Annotated in this window: 20 protein-coding genes, 3 pseudogenes and 1 riboswitch; of the genes and pseudogenes, 14 read left to right on the forward strand and 9 right to left on the reverse strand. The window is 34.3% G+C overall.

The genetic code is table 11. The features are described from left to right. Positions 1 to 83: 83 nt before the first annotated feature. A complete protein-coding gene (gene ydiK, locus H3S88_RS05525) occupies positions 84 to 1,136 on the reverse strand; it encodes an AI-2E family transporter YdiK (RefSeq protein WP_198227813.1) in 1,053 nt (350 codons plus the stop codon). Positions 1,137 to 1,237: 101 nt separating this feature from the next. On the opposite strand from ydiK, the gene eco reads away from it, so the two are divergent. The 10 genes and pseudogenes from eco (at position 1,238) to H3S88_RS05575 (ending at position 12,246) form a co-directional block, all read left to right on the forward strand. Then, positions 1,238 to 1,732 carry a serine protease inhibitor ecotin gene (gene eco, locus H3S88_RS05530; RefSeq protein ID WP_198227812.1) on the forward strand — a complete coding sequence of 165 codons (495 nt, stop codon included), beginning with the start codon at positions 1,238 to 1,240 and terminating at the stop codon, positions 1,730 to 1,732. A gap of 311 nt (positions 1,733 to 2,043) precedes the next feature. Then, a complete protein-coding gene (locus H3S88_RS05535; protein WP_086318578.1) occupies positions 2,044 to 3,153 on the forward strand; it encodes an extracellular solute-binding protein in 1,110 nt (369 codons plus the stop codon). Between the two features lie 102 nt (positions 3,154 to 3,255). Beyond that, positions 3,256 to 4,392: a putrescine ABC transporter ATP-binding subunit PotG gene (gene potG, locus H3S88_RS05540; RefSeq protein WP_039127140.1), complete on the forward strand. Its 1,137-nt coding sequence runs from the start codon at positions 3,256 to 3,258 to the stop codon at positions 4,390 to 4,392. 324 nt (positions 4,393 to 4,716) lie between these two features. Beyond that, positions 4,717 to 5,589: pseudogene (gene potH / locus H3S88_RS05545) on the forward strand (putrescine ABC transporter permease PotH); the annotation flags it as partial. Between the two features lie 243 nt (positions 5,590 to 5,832). Beyond that, entirely contained in the window at positions 5,833 to 6,591 is a 759-nt protein-coding gene (locus H3S88_RS05550) for an ABC transporter permease subunit (protein ID WP_198227918.1), read from the forward strand. Between the two features lie 113 nt (positions 6,592 to 6,704). Then, positions 6,705 to 6,845, forward strand: a riboswitch (FMN riboswitch). A 223-nt stretch (positions 6,846 to 7,068) separates the two neighbouring features. After that, positions 7,069 to 7,713, forward strand: a complete 645-nt coding sequence (gene ribB, locus H3S88_RS05555; RefSeq protein ID WP_198227811.1) for a 3,4-dihydroxy-2-butanone-4-phosphate synthase — start codon at positions 7,069 to 7,071, stop codon at positions 7,711 to 7,713. Between the two features lie 125 nt (positions 7,714 to 7,838). Continuing rightward, positions 7,839 to 8,768 (forward strand): alpha/beta hydrolase, encoded by a 930-nt coding sequence (locus H3S88_RS05560; protein WP_198227810.1) that lies wholly within the window; start codon positions 7,839 to 7,841, stop codon positions 8,766 to 8,768. Between the two features lie 112 nt (positions 8,769 to 8,880). Further along, positions 8,881 to 11,127: pseudogene (locus tag H3S88_RS05565) on the forward strand (TonB-dependent siderophore receptor). Between the two features lie 457 nt (positions 11,128 to 11,584). Further along, positions 11,585 to 11,908: a multidrug efflux SMR transporter gene (locus H3S88_RS05570; RefSeq protein WP_198227808.1), complete on the forward strand. Its 324-nt coding sequence runs from the start codon at positions 11,585 to 11,587 to the stop codon at positions 11,906 to 11,908. A 23-nt stretch (positions 11,909 to 11,931) separates the two neighbouring features. Then, complete coding sequence (locus H3S88_RS05575) at positions 11,932 to 12,246, forward strand: multidrug efflux SMR transporter (RefSeq protein ID WP_039127148.1); 315 nt, start codon at positions 11,932 to 11,934, stop codon at positions 12,244 to 12,246. 157 nt (positions 12,247 to 12,403) lie between these two features. On the opposite strand, the gene H3S88_RS05580 is transcribed toward H3S88_RS05575, so the two are convergent. Together H3S88_RS05580 and srmB are read right to left on the reverse strand one after the other, a co-directional pair. Continuing rightward, complete coding sequence (locus H3S88_RS05580) at positions 12,404 to 13,006, reverse strand: peroxiredoxin C (protein WP_039127151.1); 603 nt, start codon at positions 13,004 to 13,006, stop codon at positions 12,404 to 12,406. 121 nt (positions 13,007 to 13,127) lie between these two features. Next, the gene (gene srmB, locus H3S88_RS05585; protein ID WP_198227806.1) at positions 13,128 to 14,435 is read right to left on the reverse strand and encodes an ATP-dependent RNA helicase SrmB; all 1,308 of its coding nucleotides are present in this window, start codon (positions 14,433 to 14,435) and stop codon (positions 13,128 to 13,130) included. Between the two features lie 406 nt (positions 14,436 to 14,841). On the opposite strand from srmB, the gene trmA reads away from it, so the two are divergent. From trmA to H3S88_RS05600, 3 genes are all read left to right on the forward strand, one after another. Further along, a complete protein-coding gene (trmA, locus tag H3S88_RS05590; RefSeq protein ID WP_198227804.1) occupies positions 14,842 to 15,939 on the forward strand; it encodes a tRNA (uridine(54)-C5)-methyltransferase TrmA in 1,098 nt (365 codons plus the stop codon). Between the two features lie 364 nt (positions 15,940 to 16,303). Further along, positions 16,304 to 16,990 carry a heavy metal response regulator transcription factor gene (locus tag H3S88_RS05595; protein ID WP_198227802.1) on the forward strand — a complete coding sequence of 229 codons (687 nt, stop codon included), beginning with the start codon at positions 16,304 to 16,306 and terminating at the stop codon, positions 16,988 to 16,990. Beyond that, positions 16,977 to 18,389 (forward strand): heavy metal sensor histidine kinase, encoded by a 1,413-nt coding sequence (locus H3S88_RS05600; protein WP_198227800.1) that lies wholly within the window; start codon positions 16,977 to 16,979, stop codon positions 18,387 to 18,389. Before H3S88_RS05595 ends, H3S88_RS05600 begins: the two co-directional genes overlap by 14 nt. Here the strand turns inward: H3S88_RS05600 and H3S88_RS13505 are convergent. The 6 genes and pseudogenes from H3S88_RS13505 to H3S88_RS05630 form a co-directional block, all read right to left on the reverse strand. Beyond that, a pseudogene (locus H3S88_RS13505) lies at positions 18,367 to 18,567 on the reverse strand (YaeP family protein). The gene H3S88_RS05600 and the pseudogene H3S88_RS13505 overlap by 23 nt on opposite strands. A gap of 40 nt (positions 18,568 to 18,607) precedes the next feature. Next, entirely contained in the window at positions 18,608 to 19,570 is a 963-nt protein-coding gene (rfaC, locus tag H3S88_RS05610; RefSeq protein ID WP_198227798.1) for a lipopolysaccharide heptosyltransferase RfaC, read from the reverse strand. After that, complete coding sequence (gene rfaF / locus H3S88_RS05615; protein WP_198227796.1) at positions 19,570 to 20,619, reverse strand: ADP-heptose--LPS heptosyltransferase RfaF; 1,050 nt, start codon at positions 20,617 to 20,619, stop codon at positions 19,570 to 19,572. The genes rfaC and rfaF overlap by 1 nt, the downstream gene beginning before the upstream one ends. A 15-nt stretch (positions 20,620 to 20,634) precedes the next feature. Beyond that, on the reverse strand, positions 20,635 to 21,561 hold the full coding sequence (gene rfaD / locus H3S88_RS05620) for an ADP-glyceromanno-heptose 6-epimerase (protein ID WP_198227794.1): 927 nt from the start codon (positions 21,559 to 21,561) through the stop codon (positions 20,635 to 20,637). A gap of 323 nt (positions 21,562 to 21,884) precedes the next feature. Continuing rightward, positions 21,885 to 22,655 carry a methyltransferase domain-containing protein gene (locus H3S88_RS05625; RefSeq protein WP_198227793.1) on the reverse strand — a complete coding sequence of 257 codons (771 nt, stop codon included), beginning with the start codon at positions 22,653 to 22,655 and terminating at the stop codon, positions 21,885 to 21,887. 3 nt (positions 22,656 to 22,658) lie between these two features. Next, the gene (locus tag H3S88_RS05630; RefSeq protein WP_198227792.1) at positions 22,659 to 23,390 is read right to left on the reverse strand and encodes a 1-acylglycerol-3-phosphate O-acyltransferase; all 732 of its coding nucleotides are present in this window, start codon (positions 23,388 to 23,390) and stop codon (positions 22,659 to 22,661) included. 88 nt (positions 23,391 to 23,478) lie between these two features. Between H3S88_RS05630 and mnmD the strand changes: the two genes are divergently transcribed. Further along, positions 23,479 to 24,198, forward strand: coding sequence for a tRNA (5-methylaminomethyl-2-thiouridine)(34)-methyltransferase MnmD (mnmD, locus tag H3S88_RS05635; RefSeq protein WP_198227791.1), 720 nt, complete (start codon positions 23,479 to 23,481; stop codon positions 24,196 to 24,198). The last annotated feature ends 83 nt before the right edge of the window (positions 24,199 to 24,281 follow it).

Below are 24,281 nucleotides of genomic sequence, written 5' to 3' on the forward strand. Positions count from 1 at the left end.
ATAACACTCCTTATTTCATAGTCCTGAGTCAATGTTGTTTATATAATTTTTGTTATTCAATTTAGTTCGTCAATATTATCTTTTTAAGATTGTTCATCAATCCAGGTTTGAATGATTTTATATGTCAATGCCAATACCACTGGACCAATAAATAATCCCATCAAACCAAAACTGAGTAGGCCACCGATTACCCCAAATAAAATCAGTAAAAATGGTAAATCAGCCCCTTTCTTTATTAAATATGCACGCATTACACTATCAAGCGTTGTTAAAATAATTGCGACAACAATTAATATAATGCCAGAGAGAGTATGGCCATTCCAAAATTGCCAAATGATACAACCGAGCATGACAATGACAGGGCCGATTTGTGCAACACAGCAGATAAATAACACCAGTGTTAAAACGCCCGCTAATGGCATTTTCGTGATAATAAAACTGATTCCACCAATTAGAGCTAGAGTGATTGCAGTTACTACCACGCCAAGAGCTACTGCACGAATGGATTGTCCTGCTAGTGTCACGGTAATGGCGCCATATTGTTTAGATAAGCGATTAGCAAATAAATAAACGTATTTGGTAATCATTTCACCTTTAAGAAAAAGTAATAAACTGAAAATGATCATGACACCAGCATGAAAGATGAATATACTGATGTTGGTTACCTGTGATAACAACCAACCTATTAGCGTTCCAATGTAAGGTTGAATACTGGAGACCAGATCAGAACCATCCGTTTTAATGATATTTAGCCAACTTTGATGAAGTTCTGGTCCGAAAGTCGGGATACTCTCCAGCCAATCAAATGTAGGTAATTCATGATGTGATAAAGATTTAGCCCATTCAATGAGATGGTGACCATTTTGTGCGACACTACTGATGATCAAAAGAAATGGAATAATACAGACAAGCGCTAAAATTAATGCCATGATAGTTAACGATAACCAGCGTTTATTAAACATTTTTTTCTGGATTTTTATCATTAATGGCCATGTAGCAATAACTACCATGACAGCCCAAAAAAAACCAAATAAGAAAGCTTCAACAACACGATAAGTAATAATGATTAGTAACCCAATCAGTAATAAGTTTAAAATTAACTTCAATAAATCATAGGTATTTTTTTCTGCTGGCATTTTTGTACCATTTTTATTAATCTAAATAATGTTATTATACGCACTATCATTAAAAAAACATATGTTAGTGTAAATGATAAATCTTTGATGGAGATATTAAAATGAGAAAATTACTGTTATTGCTGTTAGTTAGTATATTGTTACCTGCATGTTCAACAACACCTAAAATTAACAATCCAGTTCAAAATGCGAACAATATAGCACCTTATCCAGATGCTATGGATGGCTACACTCGCTATGCAATCCACCTTCCTTCTTTAGCCAATGAAAATAAAGCGCGAGTTGAAGTTTTAATAGGTAAAGAGATAAATACTGATTGTAATACGCGCAGTTTAGGTGGCATCGTTAAGCAAGAAGAATTGAAAGGTTGGGGTTACAACTACTATGTTGTTGATAAAGCGAATAACGATATTTCAACGCTTATGGCTTGTCCTGAAGGCACTAATAAAAATCAATTTGTTACTATGAATCATAATTTAGGATTATTAGATTATAATAGTCGCTTACCAATTGTGTTTTACGTACCAAATGATTTAACAGTTAAATATCGTATTTGGCAAACAGGCTCTAAAGTCCTCCAAGCGAGTGCTGAATAGAAAAAGAAAATTAACTGTAATTATCGGTGAAATAAGGATTGTTTGATTAAAATATAGTCACTCAATCCTGAAACTTAAGATATTTGATTTTTTAAGTAGACATCTCAAAAAAAAAATGTATTTTATCCCTCGTAATGCAAGGTTAGCTCTACATGTTCATTAGCCTTATTAATGACTTGTGATTGCCTGATTATCTCGGTTTCGCCATATCATTCAATAACGAATAATGGCAAAATTTGGGGGTCCGTTGTTTTTCACAATGGGCTTGTGTCTAACATGTAATATCCCTAACTAGAGGAGAAGTGGTGAGCATGTTTACTCAACGTAAAACAATTCTTTCAATCATAGCTGGTGTTTCACTAGCATTATCTCAATCTGCTATAGCTAAAGATCGCGTTGTGCATTTTTATAATTGGGCAGGTCAGATTGGTAATAGTACTATCAGTGATTTTGAAAAATCGACAGGAATCAAACTTGTTTATGATGTGTATGACTCTAACGAGGCTCTTGAAGGTAAGCTAATGGCTGGCCATTCTGGTTTCGATGTCGTTTCACCATCGGACAGTTTTTTAGAAAGACAGATTAAAGCTGATATTTATCTGCCATTAGATAAAAATAAATTGCCAAATTGGAAAAATCTTGATCCAAATTTAATGAAATTAATGGCTAACCATGATCCAGATAACAAGTATGCGATCCCTTATGTATGGATGACTACAGGTATCGGTTATAACATTGATAAAGTTAAAGAACGCCTAGGAGATAATGCTCCTGTTGATAGTTGGGATTTAGTTTTTAACCCTGAAAATATGGAAAAACTTAAAGATTGTGGTGTGGCATTTTTAGATGCTCCAACTGAAATCTTTTCAAGTGCTCTTCAATATTTAGGCAAAAATCCAAACAGTACAGATGCAAAAGATTACACGGGTGCAACTTACGAGTTGTTGTCGAAAGTCAGACCATATATCCGTTATTTCCATTCATCTCAATATATTACTGATTTAGCGAATGGTGATATTTGTGTGATTTTAGGTTGGTCTGGAGACATTTTACAAGCTCGTGATAGAGCTAATGAAGCAAAAAATGGTGTGCACATTGGTTATCAAATTCCGAAAGAAGGCGCGTTAGTTTTCTTTGATACATTTGCTATTCCAAAAGATTCAGCAAATCCTGATGAAGCTCATGAGTTTTTAAACTTCATTTTAAAACCAGAAATCGCTGCACAAGTGACTAATGATGTTAACTTTGCAAGTGCGAATAAAGTTGCTAACGATCAGTTTGTTAAACCAGAAGTGAAGAACGATCCTGCGGTTTATCCAAGACCGGAAGTAATGGAAAAACTATTCACTTTAACAGTGAAAGAACCAAAACTTGAACGTGTGATCACTCGCACATGGACAAAACTTAAAACGGGCAAATAGCCGTTTGAAAATGTCAAATAATTGACTTATTTATTCTAGACGGGGAGATTCAATAATCTTTCCGTCTCGTTTTTTATGGCTTGTTGTTATGAGGAAAAAAGCGTGAACGATAAAACAACAAATCAGGTACAGCCTAAAAAAAAGATGATAACTCCACTATTGGAGATCAAAAATTTAACGAAAGTTTTCAATGATGATTATTATGCTGTCGATGATGTAAATTTAACCATTTATACCGGAGAAATTTTTGCTTTATTAGGTGCTTCGGGTAGTGGTAAATCAACATTATTGCGGATGCTTGCTGGTTTTGAACAACCAACGTCTGGACAAATTATTCTCGATGGTAAGGATTTATCACAAGTCCCTCCTTATAATCGTCCTATTAACATGATGTTTCAATCGTATGCTCTTTTTCCTCACATGACGGTTGAGCAAAATATAGCTTTTGGTCTAAAACAAGACAGATTAGACAAGAGTGAAATTAAGCATCGTGTTGAAGAAATGTTAGCACTTGTGCATATGGAACAATTTGGTAAGCGCAAGCCACACCAATTATCAGGTGGTCAAAGACAACGTGTTGCTTTGGCAAGAAGTTTAGCAAAAAGACCTAAATTACTATTGTTGGACGAACCAATGGGGGCATTAGATAAACAACTGCGTGATCGAATGCAGCTTGAAGTCGTGAGTATTTTAGAGCAAGTTGGCGCTACATGTGTAATGGTTACTCATGATCAAGAAGAAGCCATGACAATGGCAGGGCGTATTGCAATTATGAATAAAGGACAATTTGTTCAAATTGGTGAGCCTGAAGAAATCTATGAACATCCAAATAGTCGTTATAGTGCTGAATTTATTGGCTCAGTCAATGTCTTTGACGGTATTTTGCAAGAAACATTAGAAGATGGCTTAATCATCAGTTGTCCTATGATTAAACATCCTTTAAAAGTGGATTATGATTCACCTGCTGTTGAAGGTGTTCCAATTCAGGTTGCCTTACGACCAGAAAAAATTAAACTTTGTGATGAAATACCAAAAGAAGGCTACAATTTTGCAACCGGTGAAGTGGTTGAAATAGCCTATTTAGGTGATCTCTCTATTTATCACGTTAAATTGGAAAGTGGACAAATTATTATTGCTCAACTACAAAACGAACATCGCTATCGTAAAGGTATGCCAACTTGGGGCGATGTCATTAACCTCAGTTGGGAAATTGATAGTTGCGTTGTACTTACTGAATAAACACAAGAGGATATATTGATGCGATCCATTTATTGTGGTTTGTTTCTAAATGCATTGGTGTTACTCAATGTTTATTTACGTTTTGTAACAACAAATGCATTTGACAATTTGTTTTTAGATGCGTTATTTACCTCTATGGTATTAAGTCTACTATTATCTTGTTTAGGTGCATATTTGGTGCATTATAAACCCTCTAAATTCGCTTACCGTTTAATTATAGCAGGCAGTATTTTATATATACCTGCTGGGTTGGGTTTAGTTGCGATTTATTTTGCATCCAAAAAAATGCGTCAACAACGAGATGATTCTGACTTAATGACATTGTATGGGCGTCTATTAGTGATAGCGATTCCTTATTTATGGATGCTATTACTATTTTTATTGCCGTTTTTGATTGTTTTTCGTATCAGTTTTTCGGAAGCCGCTATCGCGGTACCTCCTTATACTGATCTGTTGAGTTATGAAGATGGTCTACTTAATATTGTTTTAAATTTTGGTAATTATTTCAATTTATTTGAAGATACTATCTACATTGATTCTTATTTACAATCATTAAAAGTCGCAGCTATCTCAACACTGTTATGTATTTTAATTGGTTATCCGTTAGCTTGGGCTATATCACAATGTAAACCATCGAGTCGAAATATTTTATTATTGTTGATTATTTTGCCTTCTTGGACTTCATTTTTAATTCGTGTTTATGCTTGGATTGGTATTTTAAATCCTAATGGTCTTTTAAATAATTTCTTAATGTGGTTGGGGGTTATTGATCAACCTTTAATAATCATGAAAACCTATTTAGCGGTCTATATTGGTATTGTCTATTCTTATCTACCATTTGTTGTATTGCCAATTTATACATCATTAAGCAAAGTCGATACAACGCTTATTGAAGCAGCTTTAGATTTAGGTTGTAAGCCAATTAAAACTTTCTTTAACATTATTGTACCATTAACCAAAAACGGGGTTATCGCTGGTGGAATGTTGGTCTTTATTCCTGCGGTAGGGGAATATGTAATACCTGAACTATTAGGTCCATCGGATAGTTTAATGATTGGTACACAACTGTGGGCTGAATTCTTTAATAATCATGATTGGCCAGCTGCTTCCGCTGTTGCAACCGTGATGTTATTGATATTAATCGTCCCTATTTACTACTTTAATAAATTTCAGAACCGACAATTGGGAGGTAAATAAATGAATAATTTACCATTAATTATGCGATCTGCATTGATTGTTTTTATCTCCTCATTTTTAGGTTCATTAGTGCTGTCGATTTTAATTTCGGCATCAGGCTTTGCTTTATTGGGCAGTATTAACTTATATGTGGGATGTTTGGTATTTAGCCTTATTTTGACTGGTCTTGTAACAATATCGCTATTAGTTCGATGTTTAAAAGGATTAATTATTTTATTGTGTTTATCCTTTTTATATATCCCTATGATTATTTTAATCATTTATTCGTTCAATAGTTCAAGACTTGTTACAGTTTGGGCTGAATTTTCGACCAAATGGTATTTTGAATTGGTTCATAATCAAGCGTTACTTAAAGCGGTAGGATTAAGCTTGAGTATTGCTGCTGGGGCTGCTTCGTTGGCAATCGTACTTGGTACTTTAGCTGCTTTTGCAATTATTCGTTTTAAACGATTCCGTGGCTCTAATTTATTCTCTTTTATGACAACCGCACCGCTTGTTATGCCTGATGTAATAACAGGTCTAGCATTATTATTACTGTTTGTTGGAATGGGGCAAGTGCTTGGTTGGCCTAAGGAACGAGGAGCAATGACCATTTGGATGGCTCATGCAACGTTTTGTACTGCCTATGTGACCGTTGTTATTAGTGCTAGATTACGAGAGTTGGATAAGTCAATTGAAGAAGCTGCATTAGATTTGGGCGCAAATCCATTAAAGGTATTTTTCATTATCACCTTACCTATGATTGCTCCAGCTCTTGTTTCTGGTTGGTTGTTGGCATTTACCTTATCGCTTGATGATGTGGTTATCGCGAATTTTGTGACTGGACCAGGTGCAATGACGTTACCGAAACTTATATTCTCGAAAGTACGTTTAGGTGTCGATCCACAAGTTAATGCGTTAGCAACAATTATATTGTTAATTGTGGGTATTATTGGTTTCATTTCATGGCTTTGGATGCGAAATGCTGAAAAACGACATTTACGTGAAATTCGTATGAGCTAATTACCTTATCTATATCAAAGATTGCCGCACGATGCGGCAATTTTTTTAACTTTATAAAATATCCGTGTTTTTTTTTCTATTTTATATTATAGTGTGGGCGGTCAGTTCGCTGACAAAATTCTCAGGGCGGGGCGTAATTCCCCACCGGTGGTTATAGCCCACGAGCGCTTAATAATATTCAATTTTATTGAGGACAAGCAGATTTGGTGAGATTCCAAAGCCGACAGTTAAAGTCTGGATGAAAGAGAGTGGCTTATCTTTTCTATATTTGCTTTATAGCAAAATCACTATGGTCAAGCACTTGCCCTGATTCTGGTATTTAATATATTTATAACTTAACTAATTTAACTTTGCTTTTGGCAATTATTTTAGATGTAAACTTATCTCAATTAGTTACATGAAATATTAGTTCGGATTAGGTTTATTTTAATTAAGAATAAATATAATTAACTTAATAAAACAGGATAGGTATCTACCATGAATCAGTTTAATTTAAATGAATTTGGAACACCAATTGAGCGAGTAAAAAAAGCTATTGCTTCAATTAAGGCAGGATCTGGGGTATTAGTTTTAGATGATGAAGATCGCGAAAATGAAGGCGATATCATTTGGGCGGCAGAAACAATTACAACTCAACAAATGGCACTAACTATTCGATATGGAAGTGGTATCGTTTGTCTATGTATGCCACAATCTTTTTGTGACAAATTAGAATTGCCTATGATGGTCGCCAATAATACCAGTAAAAATCATACTGCTTTTACCATTACAATTGAAGCCGCTAAAGGTGTTACTACTGGAGTATCTGCAGCAGATAGAGTAACGACTGTAAAAGCCGCCGTTGCTGATAATGCGAAACCTAGTGACTTAAACCATCCTGGTCATGTATTTCCATTAGTTGCTAAAGAGGGCGGTGTTTTGAATCGCCGAGGGCATACTGAAGCATCAGTTGATTTGGTTTCATTAGCAGGTTTTAAACCAGCTGCTGTAATTTGTGAGTTAACTAATGATGATGGATCGATGGCAAGGGCACCACAAGTTGTCGAATTTGCCAAACAACATCATTTACCCGTTGTCACAATTGAAGATATTGTTGCTTATCGTAACACTTTTTCAGTCTAAACATATGGATGTAAACTGTCGAATTAACCATTCGGCAGTGGCATCATTTTATTAAGTTTATTATTGAATAAGTTAGATGTATTCATTAATTTGTTCCAGTAAGCTCTGATTGTTTAGGATAAACTATGGCACGTTTCAGTCTGTTATATATAATAATGCTTTTGATCATAACAGGTTGCCAATCAATATCCATTTCTACAAATAACGTGGTCGTTCCTAATACTCGGACTGAAATATTTCATTCAACGGCAAATGGTGATTATAAAGTTACTATTTATACTCCTAATAAACCTACACCGAAAGGTGGTTGGCCAATTATTTATCTTCTTGATGGTGACAGTTATTTTTTAACAGCAAGTGACATTATTAAAAGTCAAGCTTGTGAGCGTTGCATTCTTCAAGAAGGTATAATTGTCGCAATTGACTATCTCAATCAAACACGTCGTGATTTTGATTTTTTACCTAAACCAGATCATTTTGTTTATGAGACCTTACCGAATAATCAAATTAATTTATCTGGTAAATATGGTGGAGCAGATGCGTTTTATGATTTTTTAACAAAAGAACTTAAACCTGAAATGGAAAAACGCTATAAGATTAATTTAAAACAGCAAGCTATTTTTGGACATTCATACGGTGGATTATTTAATTTATATATTTTTTTAACAAAACCAGTGATTTTTAATACCTATGTGGTATCGAGTCCATCTATGTGGTTTAGCGATGGATATATGTTTAAAGTATTATCGAAATACTTATTAGATAATCAGCCACCACTCATCAATCCCGTCAATTTACTTATCTCTGTAGGGGGATCTGAACAATCTTTACTTCCTTTTGATCGCAAGTTACCCAAGGAAAAGCAGAATCTCTTATTAAAGCATCGGCAAAATCGTAAAATGGTGGATAATTCGAAACATCTATTTGATCAATTAAAACAAGCTAAGATTCATAACTTAAACTTAAGTTACAAAGTTTATCCGCAACAATCCCATAAAACAGCAGCGATTATAGCTTTACAAGATGGCATTCAAATAAATTTTAACATTCATTAACCAGTATTTGAGCAAATAGTTATTAATCAACTTGAATATATGATAGTTTGATTTATATTACTGCCACTTGATAATGATAATCATTATTGAAGAATAATATTAGGGATAATATATGTGTTCAAAATATAAATCGACTTGTTTTATTGCCACACTTGTTAGTCTTGCATGTCATAATGCTAATGCTGATATCAAAAATTCATTAACTCATAAGGCAAGTGATTCAGATGATGTGATGGTTGTGACAGCAGCAGAGCAAGCTAAACAAGCATTGGGTGTTTCGGTTATCAGCCAAAAAGATCTGAGCAAAATGCCGCCCAAAAACGATATTTCCGAAATTATTCGTACTATGCCAGGTGTCAGTTTGACGGGTAATTCAACAAGTGGTCAACGAGGTAATAATCGACAAATTGATATTCGAGGAATGGGACCTGAAAATACGCTTATTTTAGTTGATGGAAGATCAGTAAAAAGCCGTATGTCTGTTCGATATGGTTGGCGCGGTGAGCGAGACACAAGAGGCGATACGAATTGGATACCTGTAGATATTATTGAAAGAATTGACGTGCTCCGTGGTCCAGCAGCAGCTCGTTATGGTGATGGTGCAGCAGGAGGCGTAGTAAATATTATAACGAAACAACCCGCTAAAGAGTGGCATGGATCTTTAAATAGTTATATTAATGTACCATCTCACAGTGAGGAAGGTTCAACAAAAAGGACTAACTTTTTATTAACAGGTGGATTAACCGATAATCTAAGTGTGCGTCTATACGGCAATATCAATAAAACCGATGCTGATGAGTGGGATATCAACAAAAAACATCAAATTAATCCGAATTCGGTCAGTGCAGGACGGGAAGGGGTGCGCAATAAAGATCTCAATGGTCTATTGCGGTCGGATATCACTGATAAACAATCAATTGAATTTGAAACGAGCATTAGCCGACAAGGAAATATTTATGCCGGAGATACACAGAATAATAATCCTAATCAATTGGTGAGTCGTTTTTATAATGATGAAACTAACAAAATGATTCGTCAAAATTATTCAATAACTCATCGAGCATATTGGGACAACGGTTTAAATACAATATCTTATATTCAATTGGAAAAAACACATAATACCCGTTTAAATGAAGGTTTAGCTGGTGGAACTGAAGGTCGATTTGATAATGATAGTTTTTCTACCATTAAATATAATAATATTACTTTACATAATGAGACCAACTTCCCATTAACTATGGTGGTACCCTAAACTATGACTGTTGGTGGCGAGTATAATCATCAAAAAATGAAAGATCCAACCTCAAATAATCAATCCGTTGAAGAGGGAGGAAGCATATCTTGGATCAAAGATAAAATGCGCAGTGAAAACTCATCAGCTAATCTTTGGGGAATGTTTATCGAAGATAACATTGAACTGACACAAACTACCATGCTTACCCCTACATTACGATATAATCATCAAAGTAAATCAGGTGGTAACTGGAGTCCAAGTTTGAACTTATCCCAAGAATTGGGCGACTATTTCAGTTTAAAACTTGGTATTGCCAGAGCTTATAAAGCACCTAACTTATATCAAACTAACCCAAACTATCTTCTTTATAGTCGTGGGCAAGGTTGTCATAGTGCGGGTGGCAGTTGTTATTTAATTGGTAACAAAAATTTAAAAGCGGAAACAAGCGTCAATAAAGAAATTGGGCTTGAGTTTCATAATAATGAAGGATTAATTGCTGGCATAACTTATTTCCGTAATGATTATCATGATAAAATTGATTCTGGCACAAAAGTGGTGGGTCATGCGCAAGGTGGAAAAAATAAATTTGGCAATTCAAATATTTTTCAATGGCAAAATGTGCCCAAATCTGTTGTAGAGGGATTGGAAGGCAGCTTAACGATTCCCGTTACTTCAACAATCAAGTTTCGAAATAACCTAACTTGGATGTTGCAGTCAAAAAATAAAAAGACTGGCGATTATTTATCAATAATACCAAAATATACGTTGAATTCATCAATAGACTGGCAAACAACCGATAAATTGTCGTTGTTAACTACGGTCACTTGGTTTGGTAAACAAAAGCCGAAAAAATATGATTATCTTGGGAATAAAGCTACGGATAGTGCAACTCACCAACTTAGTCCTTATGCTATTTTAAATTTTAGTGGGCAATATCAATTTAATAAAAACGTTACGTTAACGGCTGGAATAGATAATGTGTTTAATAAGCGCTTATTCCGAGAGGGTAATTCCACAACCTTAAAAAATCCAGTAAATGGTATCGTAACCGTTAAGGGTGCAGGAGCTGCAACGTATAATGAACCAGGGCGGACATTTTTTGTAAGCACTAAACTTTCATTCTAGCTCAATCAATTAAATAAAATCGCCAAACTAACGATTAAATTGATTAAACTTGGCGATTATTTAGCTGCTTTAAGTTATTTATTGTTCTCATTATTCACTATAATTTTATCTGTAAAAGTGTGAAACATTGAATAATAACAGTTTTATTCTTGCTTTTTGTCTTTCTTCATTATAAAATATCTTATACATTTGATAAATAAGGATAAAATTTTTTAAGTTTTTAGAAACGATAGATATTTTAATATCATACTAATTTTAAAAATCTAATTAGCATTCAATTAAGTTGTTTCTTTGTAAATAATATTAAGTTCTTTTGGTGGCAAATGCTTTGTTTGCGAACCATCTATAGTTTTGTCGATGCTTATTGGCAAAATAGCAGAATCAGCATATCTAACATATAGATTGCATTAAAAATATAGATTTTAACAAAATAGATAGTAATAAAAACGGGGTAACTATGTTTAGCGCGAATAAAGAGTGGGCATTTGTGATACTGACCTGCTTTTTTGAACTGTGTTGGGTATTTGGTTTTACTACTGCCAGTCAGTGGTGGCATTGGGTTATTGTTATACTCATAATTATTGTTGATTTTACGTTTTTAACAAATGCATGCAAGACAATTCCTACAGGTACTGTGTATGCAATATTTTCTGGTGTCGGAGCGATAGGCTCACTTGCTATTGATATGGTCGTGTTTGGTAAAGAAATCAAACTTATTGAAATATTGTTTGTTGCATTAATAATTATTGGCGTTGTGCAACTTAAACGAGCAGATAGTTGATTAACTGAAATTTGGATTACAATATGGGATGGTTATTTATTTTAACGGCTGCAATTTTTGAAGTTATTGGCGCTATTGGCCTTAAGCTCTATTCGCAACAAAAAAGTGTGTTTCGATTAACACTGTATTGGGGTGGTTTTTTTGTTTCGTTTACATTATTTTATTTTTCACTTCAATATCTGGATTTAAGTATAGTCTATCCTGTATGGGTTGGGCTTGGTACGTCAGGTGCGGTATTGGCTAATATGTTTATTTTTAATGAGCCGAAAAATCTTCCTCGCTTATTTGGACTTACTTTTATTATTATTGGTATTGTAGGATTACACGCTACAATGTAGTCAAAGATATACTCAAAAAAATTATTAGATATAGAGTTAAAAAATAGTTATTCGTTTTACTTATTCAATTCTTTAAATAAAAAAAGACCGGAGATGAACTCCGGTTAAGCAAAGTGTAAGCTAAAAGGATGTATGAATAAAAGGGAAAAACAGTTTACTAAATTTCGTTACCATGTTGTTTTAGGTAGCTAGCAACACCATTTGGGTTAGCCTGCATACCTTGTTTACCTTTGGTCCATTGAGCAGGGCAAACTTCACCGTGTTCTTCATGGAATTGGAAAGCATCAACAATACGAATCATCTCGTCAATATTACGACCGATTGGTAAATCATTGATCGTTTCATGACGTACAACACCTGACTTATCAATAAAGAATGATGCGCGAAGAGCAACACCAGCTTCAGGATGTTCAACGCCGTAGGCTTGCATAATAGAGTGTTTTATATCTGCAACAATTGGGAATTTTACTTCACCAATACCGCCTTTATCTTGTGGAGTATTACGCCATGCATTATGTACATATTGTGAATCCATAGAAACCCCAATAATCTCAACGCCACGTTTTTTGAATTCTTCTAAACGATGATCGAAAGCGATGATTTCTGATGGACATACAAATGTAAAATCCATTGGCCAAAAGAATACAACAGCATATTTGCCATTAATGTGTTTAGCTAAATTGAAATCTTCAACGATTTCACCTGAGCCTAACACTGCTGCTGATGTAAAATCTGGGGCTTTACGAGTGACTAAAGTCATTATGGTTCTCCTAACTATTTAATGCTTTTTAATATGTGGGACATTATAACAATTTAAACTTACACTCCAAGTTGTTATAAACAATTGATACCATAAGTTTAAACTATTAACTGATAAATTATCATTCGGTAGTATTTATTAATTTCTTCGGTTTACCTTTATTTTTAGTATCGCGATGGCGTATTTTGACTTTTTTCTTTTTGTTATCTTCTTTTTTGGAAGCATTTTTCAATTTCGCTTTTTGTGAAGGTTTTTTCTTAGTTGCCGGTTTTGGAGCTTTCGTTTTTGGGCGTAACTCATCAATGGTTCGTAACTTTATTGGTTCTTTGATGTAACGCTCAATTTTTTGTAACAATTCGTTGTCATGAGCTTCGACCAACATAATCGCGGTCCCTTTTTTCCCCGCACGCGCAGTACGACCGATACGATGCAAATAGACGTCGGCTGTTTTAGGTGCATCAAAATTAATAACATGGGTAATATCATCAATATCAATGCCACGAGCCGCAACATCGGTTGCAACCAGTACATTAACAGTATGGTTGTTCATTCTTTTAATTGCTTCGTTACGTTTAGCTTGAACCATTTCACCTTCTAAATAACAGCTATGGATTCCGGCCTGATGTAACAAGCTAACCAATTCATGTACCCGTTCACGCTTACGTACAAAAACGATCGTCTTTTTCAATTCTTCTTGCTTTAATAAATGAATGAGTAAGGCTACTTTATGCTCTAAATTGTCGGCACGATAATAGAATTGTAAAATCTTTTTACGTTCTTTTCGTGAAGGATCGGCATTAATTTCAATGGGTTCATTTAATATGCGATTAGCAAAATTATGTAATCCTTCACCCTCTAGCGTTGCAGAGAAGAGTAGTGTTTGTTTGCGCCAGCGAGTTTCTGCTGATATGGTTTCAACATCTTGAGAGAATCCCATATCTAACATACGGTCTGCTTCATCTAAAATAAGCATTTCAACAGCTCGACAGTCAAAATTTTCTTCTTTAATGTATTGCAATAACCGTCCAGTTGTCGCAATCACAATATCTTGATTTTTACTGAATACTTCAGCATGGTTCATATAAGCAACGCCTCCGGTTATTGTGGCTATGCTTAAATGAGTGGATTGCGTTAATAGTTTTGCTTGCTCAGCTATTTGCATCGCTAACTCTCGAGTAGGTGTTAAAACCAAAATACGAGGTGGTCCCGGTTTGCGACGTGGAAAATCCAATAAATGTTGCACAGCGGGAATTAAGAAAGCAAGTGTCTTACCCGTACCCGTTGGCGCCGAGCCTAAAATATCTTTGCCATCTAATGCGACAGGTATCGTTTGAGTTTGGATTACTGTTGGCGTGTGGATGTTTTGTGTTTGTAGATTTTGAATTAAAATCTCATCTAATTCTAAATCTGAAAAAGTTTTTGCAGTCATATTGATCATTCTATCTTAAATTTTGAGACACATTATAACGGCAATCGTTATAACTACAATCAATAAAACGTAGTGAGTAACTAACATCAATATTCATTTTGTTCATTTTATAGTATATCAATTAAGCTAGTTAAATACTTTGTAAAAAAGTTTTAGGTTAAGCATACGTTTAAGTATAAAAATTAAAGAATAATTGATTCATCAACTCTTATCAATGCTTGTAACGGAATCTTTATTTATAATACACTTTGCCTTTGTGTTAAGATATCAAAATAAATTTTATGACATTAGGTAAAATAAGGGATTAAAACTCAATATTTACTTAATAACTTAATATAATCTTGTTGTTATTTTTATAATAGACAATATTTCTTTTAACAATTAACAAAATCACCCATTACAGAATATGACTGAAATTTTTTCGAACGATAAATATCATCTTCAACTTGAAAATAAAATAACCCATTTAAAAACGATTTTTAGTGATTTCTCACTTCCAGAATTGCAAGTTTATAGTTCTCCTATCAGTCATTACCGTATGCGAGCTGAGTTTAGAATATGGCATGATGGTGAAGATATCTACCATATTATGTATGATAAAAAAACGAAAAAGCGCACACGAATTGATGATTTTCCGATTGCAACGAAATTGATTAATCAAGCAATGAAAGCTATTTTACCATTGCTTAAGCATAATCAATTATTACGTCATTTATTGTTTCAGATAGATTATTTTTCCACACTGAGTGGTCAATTACTTATCACCCTTTTGTATCATAAAAAGTTAAGTGATGATTGGATTGCTGAGGCAAATAGACTTAAGCAACAACTTGCCGAGCAGGGGATCGATGCTAATATCGTTGGTCGGGCGAGTAATCAAAAAATTGCTATTGATGTCGATTATGTTGATGAGGCCTTACCAATATTTGATAAAATCTTTATTTATCGTCAAGTTGAAAATAGCTTTACTCAACCCAATGCCGCAGTCAATATCAAAATGCTTGAGTGGGCTATTGAAGTTACCAAAGGTTTGTCAGGTGATCTACTTGAATTTTATTGTGGCAACGGTAATTTTTCTATCGCTTTGGCTCAAAACTTTCGTAAGGTGTTAGCGACAGAAATAGCGAAAGCGTCTGTATATTCAGCGCAATATAATATTGCAGTAAATGAGATTGATAATTTAATTATTGCCCGTCTATCCGCAGCTGAGTTTACCAGTGCTATTAAAAAAGAACGTGAATTTAATCGATTAAAGGATATTAATCTTGATGATTATCAGTGCCAAACTGTACTGGTTGATCCTCCTCGTGCTGGAATAGATAGTGATACAATTAATATTCTTAAAAGTTACAATACTATTATTTATATATCCTGCAATCCTCTTTCTTTACGGGATAATTTACAGCAATTGATAGAAACTCATAATATCAAGCATTTTGCTATGTTTGACCAGTTTCCTTATACCGATCATATTGAAAGTGGTGTTGTGTTGCATAAAAAATAGATATATTCATATCCAAGGATGGTTAATTTTGTTAGAATAATTAGGCTAAATACTAAAATAATTAGTACTTGTTTGGCTAATGACTACTGTCAACATTGCTTTTGATAAAAAAAAACCCTAGGTAAACTAGGGCTGCATTAAATTGCAAGGAATGGATGAAAGGAAATAAAACAATGAAACAATAATGTCTAGCCTCATGAATCATTGTGTGAGTACTATAACAAAGCTAAACAAACGAATTAATGACCAAATTATTACAATATAGTCATTAAAATGTCATGATACCATTTGGTTTTTTCATATATCCTACTACGGCAGTAAACATTTTCGATAATCATATAAAATAACAAAGGAAATACTCAAAATGAAATTGTTAGTTGTAGAAGATGAACATAAAACAGGTGAGTATCTTCGTCAGGGTTTAGTTGAATCAGGTTTTATTGTTGATTTAACCGATAATGGTTTAGATGGCTATCATAGAGCCATGACAGAAGATTATGATTTAATTATTCTGGATGTAATGTTGCCAGATATCGTTGGCTGGAAAATAGTCCAATCTTTGCGTGAAGCAGGAAAAGACACGCAAATTATGTTACTCACTGCGATGGGCAGTGTCGAAGATAAAGTTAAAGGACTGAATTTAGGTGCGGATGATTATTTAGTTAAACCGTTTTCTTTTGCTGAATTACTGGCAAGAGTCAAATCCTTACTCAGGCGCAATGTTCCACAAGTCAATAATTATCAATTAAGTATTGCTGATTTGGTAATGGATTTACCTAAAAGAACAGTAACGCGAGCAGATAAAAGAATTGATTTAACCAATAAAGAATTTCTGTTATTAGAATATTTTTTACGTTATCCAGGTGAAGTTCTACCAAGATCACTGATTGCATCCCAAGTTTGGGATATGAATTTTGATAGTGATACTAATGTTATTGATGTGGCGATTAGACGATTGCGAAATAAAATTGATGCAGGTTTTGAACCTAAATTAATTCATACCGTACGTGGAATGGGATATAAATTGGATGTAATGGATGAAGCGGAATAACATTATTTCTTTTCGTTTACCACTAATTGTTTGCCTACTAACTTGTGGGCTTCTTTATTGTTTTAGTTATCTTATTGAAAGTTCTTTTGAAAAATTTTCCATCCAGCAAAATGTATCCGAATTAAATTCAGTTATCTCATCAATAGAACGTGAACTTATTTATTTTTCACCTAATGACAATCGTGATGAGCTTTTTCAAAATCTATTATTGATATTAACTGGCCATCATCACTTGTTTGTTTATATCATTGATGAATCAGGTAAGGTACTTTATCGGACACGTGGACCTAATCTGGCTGTTGCATTAAAACCCTCAAATTTAGAAAAAATTATAACTGAACACGGTACGACCATATCCAATCTGAATAAATCATCTTATCGAATTGCTGCATCAAGAGTTATAGTTGAAAATAACAAACAATACACCACTATTGTGGCCGTTGGACGTGATTTACAGCTTGAATTTATCAGTCGATTAAGAAACGGTTTAGGATTGCTTATTGCCATTTCTTGTGTTTTAGCATTGATTGGTTCATTTATTTCAATTTATTATACTCAAAAACCGATTAATCGGCTTATTAAGAAGATAGAAAAAATCAATCTTAAAAGTTTAAATTATCGAATACCAACATCCTCAGTACCAACCAAATATATTAGTTTAGTGAGAGCGTTCAATAAAATGCTTAATCGTATGGAAGATGTTTTTCAGCGGCAACGTAACTTTACGGCTGATATTGCTCATGAAATGAGAACCCCCATTACTAATCTAACAACCCAAACGCAAATTGTGTTAAATAATGCTCGATCCACCGAAGAGTATCGGGAGATTTTATACTCCAATTTAGAAGAGTATGAAAAAATGTCACAAATGATCTCAGATATGCTTTTTTTAGCTCAAGCTGATAATCATCAATTAGTGCCAAATCTTATTGATATTGATTTGGTTAGTATGCTTACCATGATGTGTGACTATTTTGAACCGCTCACCGATGAGAAAAATATCACATTTAATTTAGAGGGTAACTGTTCACATATTCAAGGCGATAAACTGATGTTAGGTCGAGCGATAAGTAATATTTTATCCAATGCCATTCGTTATACTCCTCAAAATGAAGTAATTACCATTACTTTAAGTCAAACTTCAGAAAAAAGAGTCAAAATCATTATTGCCAATCCAGGTGAAAAAATTGATAGCCGGCATTTACCTCACCTTTTTGACCGTTTCTATCGAGTAGATGAATCACGTCATCGTAATGGTACTTCGGGTGCAGGAATAGGGTTGGCAATCGTAAAATCAATTATCCAAACCCATAAAGGAACGATTTTTGTTGAGTCTGATGATAGATCTACCCGTTTTATTATCAATCTACCAACCGCTATTTCACCTCATAATCACTAATCAACAAATTAGCTGCTGCATAGGCAGCTTTATCTTTTAGTTCTTGAGGAACTTGCTCTCAATCGACTACTTCATTTAGAACCAGCATTACGGCTCCTAGGGCATCTTCAATGTAACCTAGTTCATTACTTCCAATTTGGGCATACTTTTCACGAATGAGTTCACAATATTTATTCATTAAACGGCTTCCTGTTATTTTTCGTAATTATGATTTGTTGTTATAAAAATTGAGCCAATTGTTGGTATACTTGCTCGGCTTGAATAGTGCGCATGCTTTTTTCAGGCGAAATTATACTAAATTGATTTTTGCCATAACCACCAATTAATTTTGGGTCGGTTTCACCAAATAGAGTAATATTTGGGCGATCTAATGCAGCGGTTAAATGGCTTAATCCTGTATCAACTGAAACTACTGCTTTTGCTCCAGCAATAATGGTTGCAACATCAGACAGTGATAGTTTAGGTAATACTTCTACATGCTTAAAACCTTGTGCAAGACGAATCGCTCTTTGATGTTCGTGTTCGGCTCCCCAAGGTAATTTTATTTTTAATCCAGTTGCTTGGGTTAATTTAATTAATTTTCTCCATGCTTCTTCCGTCCAGTGTTTTTCATCTCGAGTTGTAGCATGTAAAAAAACAAGATACTGTTGATTATCACTAGGTAGAGACGATAGAAAATGGCGGGCAATAGCATAATCCCCCATTGAATCTGGTAGTGGGTATTGTAAGCTTTGAGCAAACAACATTCTAACTCGTTCAATGGCATGCATTTGCTTGGGAATAGCATGTTTTACATCATAAAACCAACTGGCAATGGGCTCTTTAATACTTTGACGATCCAAACCATGCTTTATACCTCGCGCTTTACGAGTTATAAGAAATGCGCTTTTAATAAGTCCTTGCGCGTCAATAATACAATCATATTCTTGTTGCCTAAGGGTTTGGATAAACGCATGATGTTCTTGGCGAGAATTTTTTGAAAACCAACTTTTGCGCCAACGTCTTATAGCAACAGGTATTACATTATTTACAGAATAGTGCCAACTAGGTATTTGAGCAAAATTTTCTTCAACTACCCAATCAAAAGTAATATCAGATATGTTATTTGCTGCATCGGTTAATGCTGGTAGGGTATGCAGCACATCACCCATTGATGAAGTTTTAACGACTAAGACACGCATTATCCATTACTCTTTTTACTACGCATGATAAGATTCATCAAAGTTTCAAATACATTATCTGGTTTAATATCAATCAAGCTTTGATGATAACCTTGTTCAGCATCACCTTTACGAACACGATGATAACCAGTGATTAAACGGATAACTTCTGCTTTATCCGATAATGGAGGGGTAAACTCTGGACTACTTGGACCATATAATGCAACTAATGGCCTATCTAATGCAGCTGCAACATGCATTAATCCTGAATCATTAGTCACAATGGCTTTACAAGCTGCGATTAAAGCAATAGCTTGTTCTAGCTTGGTTTGACCTGCTAAGTTGATACATTTATCACTTTGCACTATTTTAGCAATAATCTGATCGCCAACTTCTCGATCTTTGGCTGAACCAAAGATTATAATTCTGGCATTTTGTTTAACCAGCATATCGGCAAGTGTAGCATAATGATAATCTGGCCAACGTTTAGCGGGTCCAAATTCTGCACCAGGACAAAAGCCAATTAATGGTTCATCTTGTGGAATCGCAAAAGTGACTAATGCCTCATCAATTTCTTTCTGCTCAACACTCAGTTTTGGCCACAATAGTGGTTGTGGTAAATCTTTTGCTGAATGAATTTGATCTTTGGGATAAGCCAGCGCAACATAGCGCTCAACCATTAAAGGAAACGCAGCTTTATCAAGTGTGCGAATATCATTTAATAATCCGTAACGCAGTTCTCCTTTCCAGCCTGTTCGTTTAGGAATTTTGGCAAAAAATGGAATGAGTGCAGACTTAAATGAATTCGGTAAAACAATAGCTTGATCGTAATGATTAGCTCGTAATGATTTACCTATTTGACGACGTTTAGCGAAAGCAAACTCACCATGACCGATTGGCATTTCAAGCGCCTGATTGACTTCTGGCATTTTATTTAATAAAGCCCGACTCCAAGCCGGGGCCATAACATCAATTTCATTATGAGGATCAAGCTGCTTTAAAGTACGATATAGGCTTTGTGACATCATCATATCACCAACCCATGAAGGACCAATAATGAGTGTTTTCATCTTATCAATTCCTTTCTATTGTTCGTTAAGCCATTTCATATATTCAGTTGTACCTTCAGTTACAGTTTTAAATTCAATTGGGCATCCAGTTTCTCTAAATTTAGTGAGATCAGCTTGAGTAAAGCTTTGGTATCGTCCTTTAAGGTTATCAGGGAACGGAATATAATCTATTTCCCCTTTTCTATGATAATTGACCACAGCATCAGCTACGGTTTGGAATGATTCTGCTCGACCTGTGCCACAATTGAAAATACCTGAAATTTTATTTTTCCAAAACCATAAATTTACATCAACAACGTCACTTACATAAATAAAATCGCGTTTGAAGTTATCACTACCAGTAAATAGTTTCGGTTTTTCACCTTTGTTAATTTGTTCATTTAAATGAAATGCAACGCTTGCCATACTACCTTTATGTGATTCACGTGGTCCATAGACGTTAAAATAACGGAATCCACAAACCTGTGACTTAGCTTTAGGTAATACTTGTCTTACATATTGGTCAAACAGAAATTTAGAATAACCATAAACATTCAGCGGTTTTTCATAAGCGCGATCTTCGATGAAATTATCACTGCGGCCACCATAAGTAGCAGCCGAAGATGCATATAAAAATGGAATATCAAGATCTAAACAGCAATCTAACAAGTCTTTTGAATATTGATAGTTGTTTTCCATCATAAATTTGCCATCCCATTCGGTGGTCGATGAGCAAGCTCCTTGATGAAAAATAACATCAATATCCATATCTTCACCTGCTACAACTAATGAGATAAATTCGTCTTTATCCATATAGTCAGCGATATCTAAATCAACTAAATTACTAAATTTAGTACCGTCGGTTAAATCATCCACCACTAAAATATTTTTGTGTCCTTGGTCATTTAACCCCTTAACAATATTACTACCAATAAATCCAGCACCGCCAGTTACTACGATCATATCAAATTCCTTAACCAATAAAATGAATCCACTTATAATACCGATTTATGACAAATTTTTCGAGTGATGATTTATTTTCAAGGCTGGTGCGCATTGAAAATTCATAATATCATATCATCATTACTTGCATATCCATTGGGTTGATAGTTGACAAAATACGAATAAGATCAGTTAATTAATTGTTATTTGATCTGACAATGATTCTGTCATGTCAGGTATATTACTTAAATTAACATCGTTAGATAGATACAATATTTAGAATAAACAAGTTATAACCTATGAAATAGATTATAACTCTTTTGATATTGTTAATCGTTTATCAATTAATTCTTTTTCGCTGTGACTAAAATATATCTTGCTAAATTAAGATAAGGTTCAGTACGACAGTATTGTTTTTCAAGCTCTAACAGCTGTTCAAATTGAGTTTCAGCCTTGGATTTATTCGCTAGATAGTCGTGGAAAATACGAATTCCTATTTTTTGTAAAATATTAAAATCTAACTGGGTCAGCCAATAATAGACATCTTTAGGCTCTCTTGGAAAATCAGGGGAGAGTGTCTTTTTTTTACGTTTTGCAAGGCCTGCTTGTGTATAACCAAAATTACCCAAGGTGACTGTTTTAAATAGCAGTCCATGGTAGTTATAAAACATCAAAGATAAATAGCCATTTACCTTTAAATGTTTTTTTAATGATTGAATTAATTCAATCGGCTCTGCAACCCATTCTAAAACGGCATGACAAATAACGATATCAAACTGTTCATCAAGTAAAGTATGAAGTTGCTGTATTGAGCAGCAAAGACAATTGATTTCGATATTTCCCTCGCTCGCTTTTTGTTTTGCTAGTTCAAGCATTTGTTGCGAAATATCACAAATGGTAACATGGTGGCCGAGTTTAGCTAGTCTACAGGCGATTTGACCTTGTCCACCACCAGCATCAAGGATATTTAGGGGTTTATTTGCAGGATAGTTAGCTAAAATATTCTCAAGTTCTTGCCAAACTACCGCTTCACGAATTCGACCTTTAGTTGTACCATAAATATTTTGTGCAAATTTGCCACTGATATCATCAAAATTGCGATCTTGTTTACTCATAAATTACTTTTGATTGTTAAGTTGTTGTACTTCAGCATTGATTTCCGCTATTTTGTTAGACATTTGTGCATAGCACTGTTCCATTAATGCTTTGGCATCTTCTTTGCGAAGGTTTTTAGTTTCAATTGGATCGAGCATTTCAACAATCATATGCCCATTATTGATACGATTTAACTTAATTTTAGTCGTCTCTGATACACAAATTGGTACAATGGGTACACCGGCTGCTATTGCTGCTTTAAATGCACCCATTTTAAAAGGTAACAGTCCTCGACCGCGGCTACGTGTACCTTCAGGAAACATCCAAATAGAAATACCACGATTTTGAATTTCTCTAACCACTTGTTCAATGGTATCGCGTGCTTTTGATTTATTGTTGCGGTCAATGAGTATATTACCTGTAAGGTAATAAAGTTGCCCAAAAAATGGGATCCAAGCCAAACTTTTTTTACCAACGGTGACAGTTTTCGGTTGTACAATATCAGCAGCAACCACCAAATCGAAATTATTCTGGTGATTAGCAATATAAACACAGCTTCCCATATTACTAATTTTAGAATAGGGGCGTGTAGTGACTTTAACGCCAAATACCGGTTGGAACAACAAACTAAATAAATGGGCGAATCTTGCTACATTTTTGGGGTTTCTTGGATTAAATAAACAAAAAATCACGCCAAAAACACAAAGAATAATTCCTGTGATGACGACAAAAATTAAGCGAAAAATAAAAACCATAATTTACCTCATAAGTTAACTTGGCGTATTATATACGTAATCAACGTTAATATACAGTTTGTAAAAATCACGCGTCTATAGGATGTTTATGCTTAAATCAACGATTATTTGGGACGAAAATCAAACCCCAATTTCAACTTATTTTAATGATGTGTATTTTAATACTGAAGGAGCAATTGACGAAACCCGTTACGTGTTTATTGAAGGTAATGATTTATATCAACGTTTTTTACAGCATGAGCAAGAGACATTTATAGTTGGCGAAACCGGTTTTGGTTCAGGTCTCAGTTTTTTAATTTTATGGCAAACATTTTTACATTTTAGAGATCAACATCCAAATCATGTTCTTAAAAAAATTAAATTCTTTAGTGTTGAAAAATTTCCATTATCATCAGATGAATTAAAGCAAATTCATCATAATGTATTAACCAAAGATAAAAATTTACAAAACTTAGCATCGCAACTGCAGACCAATTTCAGTGAAATTGAAAGCAGTTACCAGTTTGATAATGTCTCGTTGTCCATTTTTTATGATGATGTTAGTTATTTCCCCGATTTTCTAAGAAAACAAAATATATTGATTAATGCTTGGTTTTTTGACGGATTTTCGCCAGCTAAAAACCCTGATATGTGGTCAGAATCATTATTTAAAAAATGTTATACATTAACGGCAAATAAGGGCACTTTTGCGACTTTTACATCTGCAGGATTTGTACGTCGTAACCTACTTAATGCTGGGTTTAATGTATTTAAACATAAAGGCTTTGGTATAAAGCGTGAAATGTTAATCGGCAATAAGACTGAATAATATTGTTTCTTCCACAAAACATAAAATGAAGTGAAAAATCTAACTTAGCAAGTACGATTCTTGAATCGGATCCTTGTAGTCAA

The organism is Gilliamella sp. B14448G11 (assembly GCF_016101765.1).
Lineage (GTDB): Bacteria > Pseudomonadota > Gammaproteobacteria > Enterobacterales > Orbaceae > Gilliamella > Gilliamella apicola_N.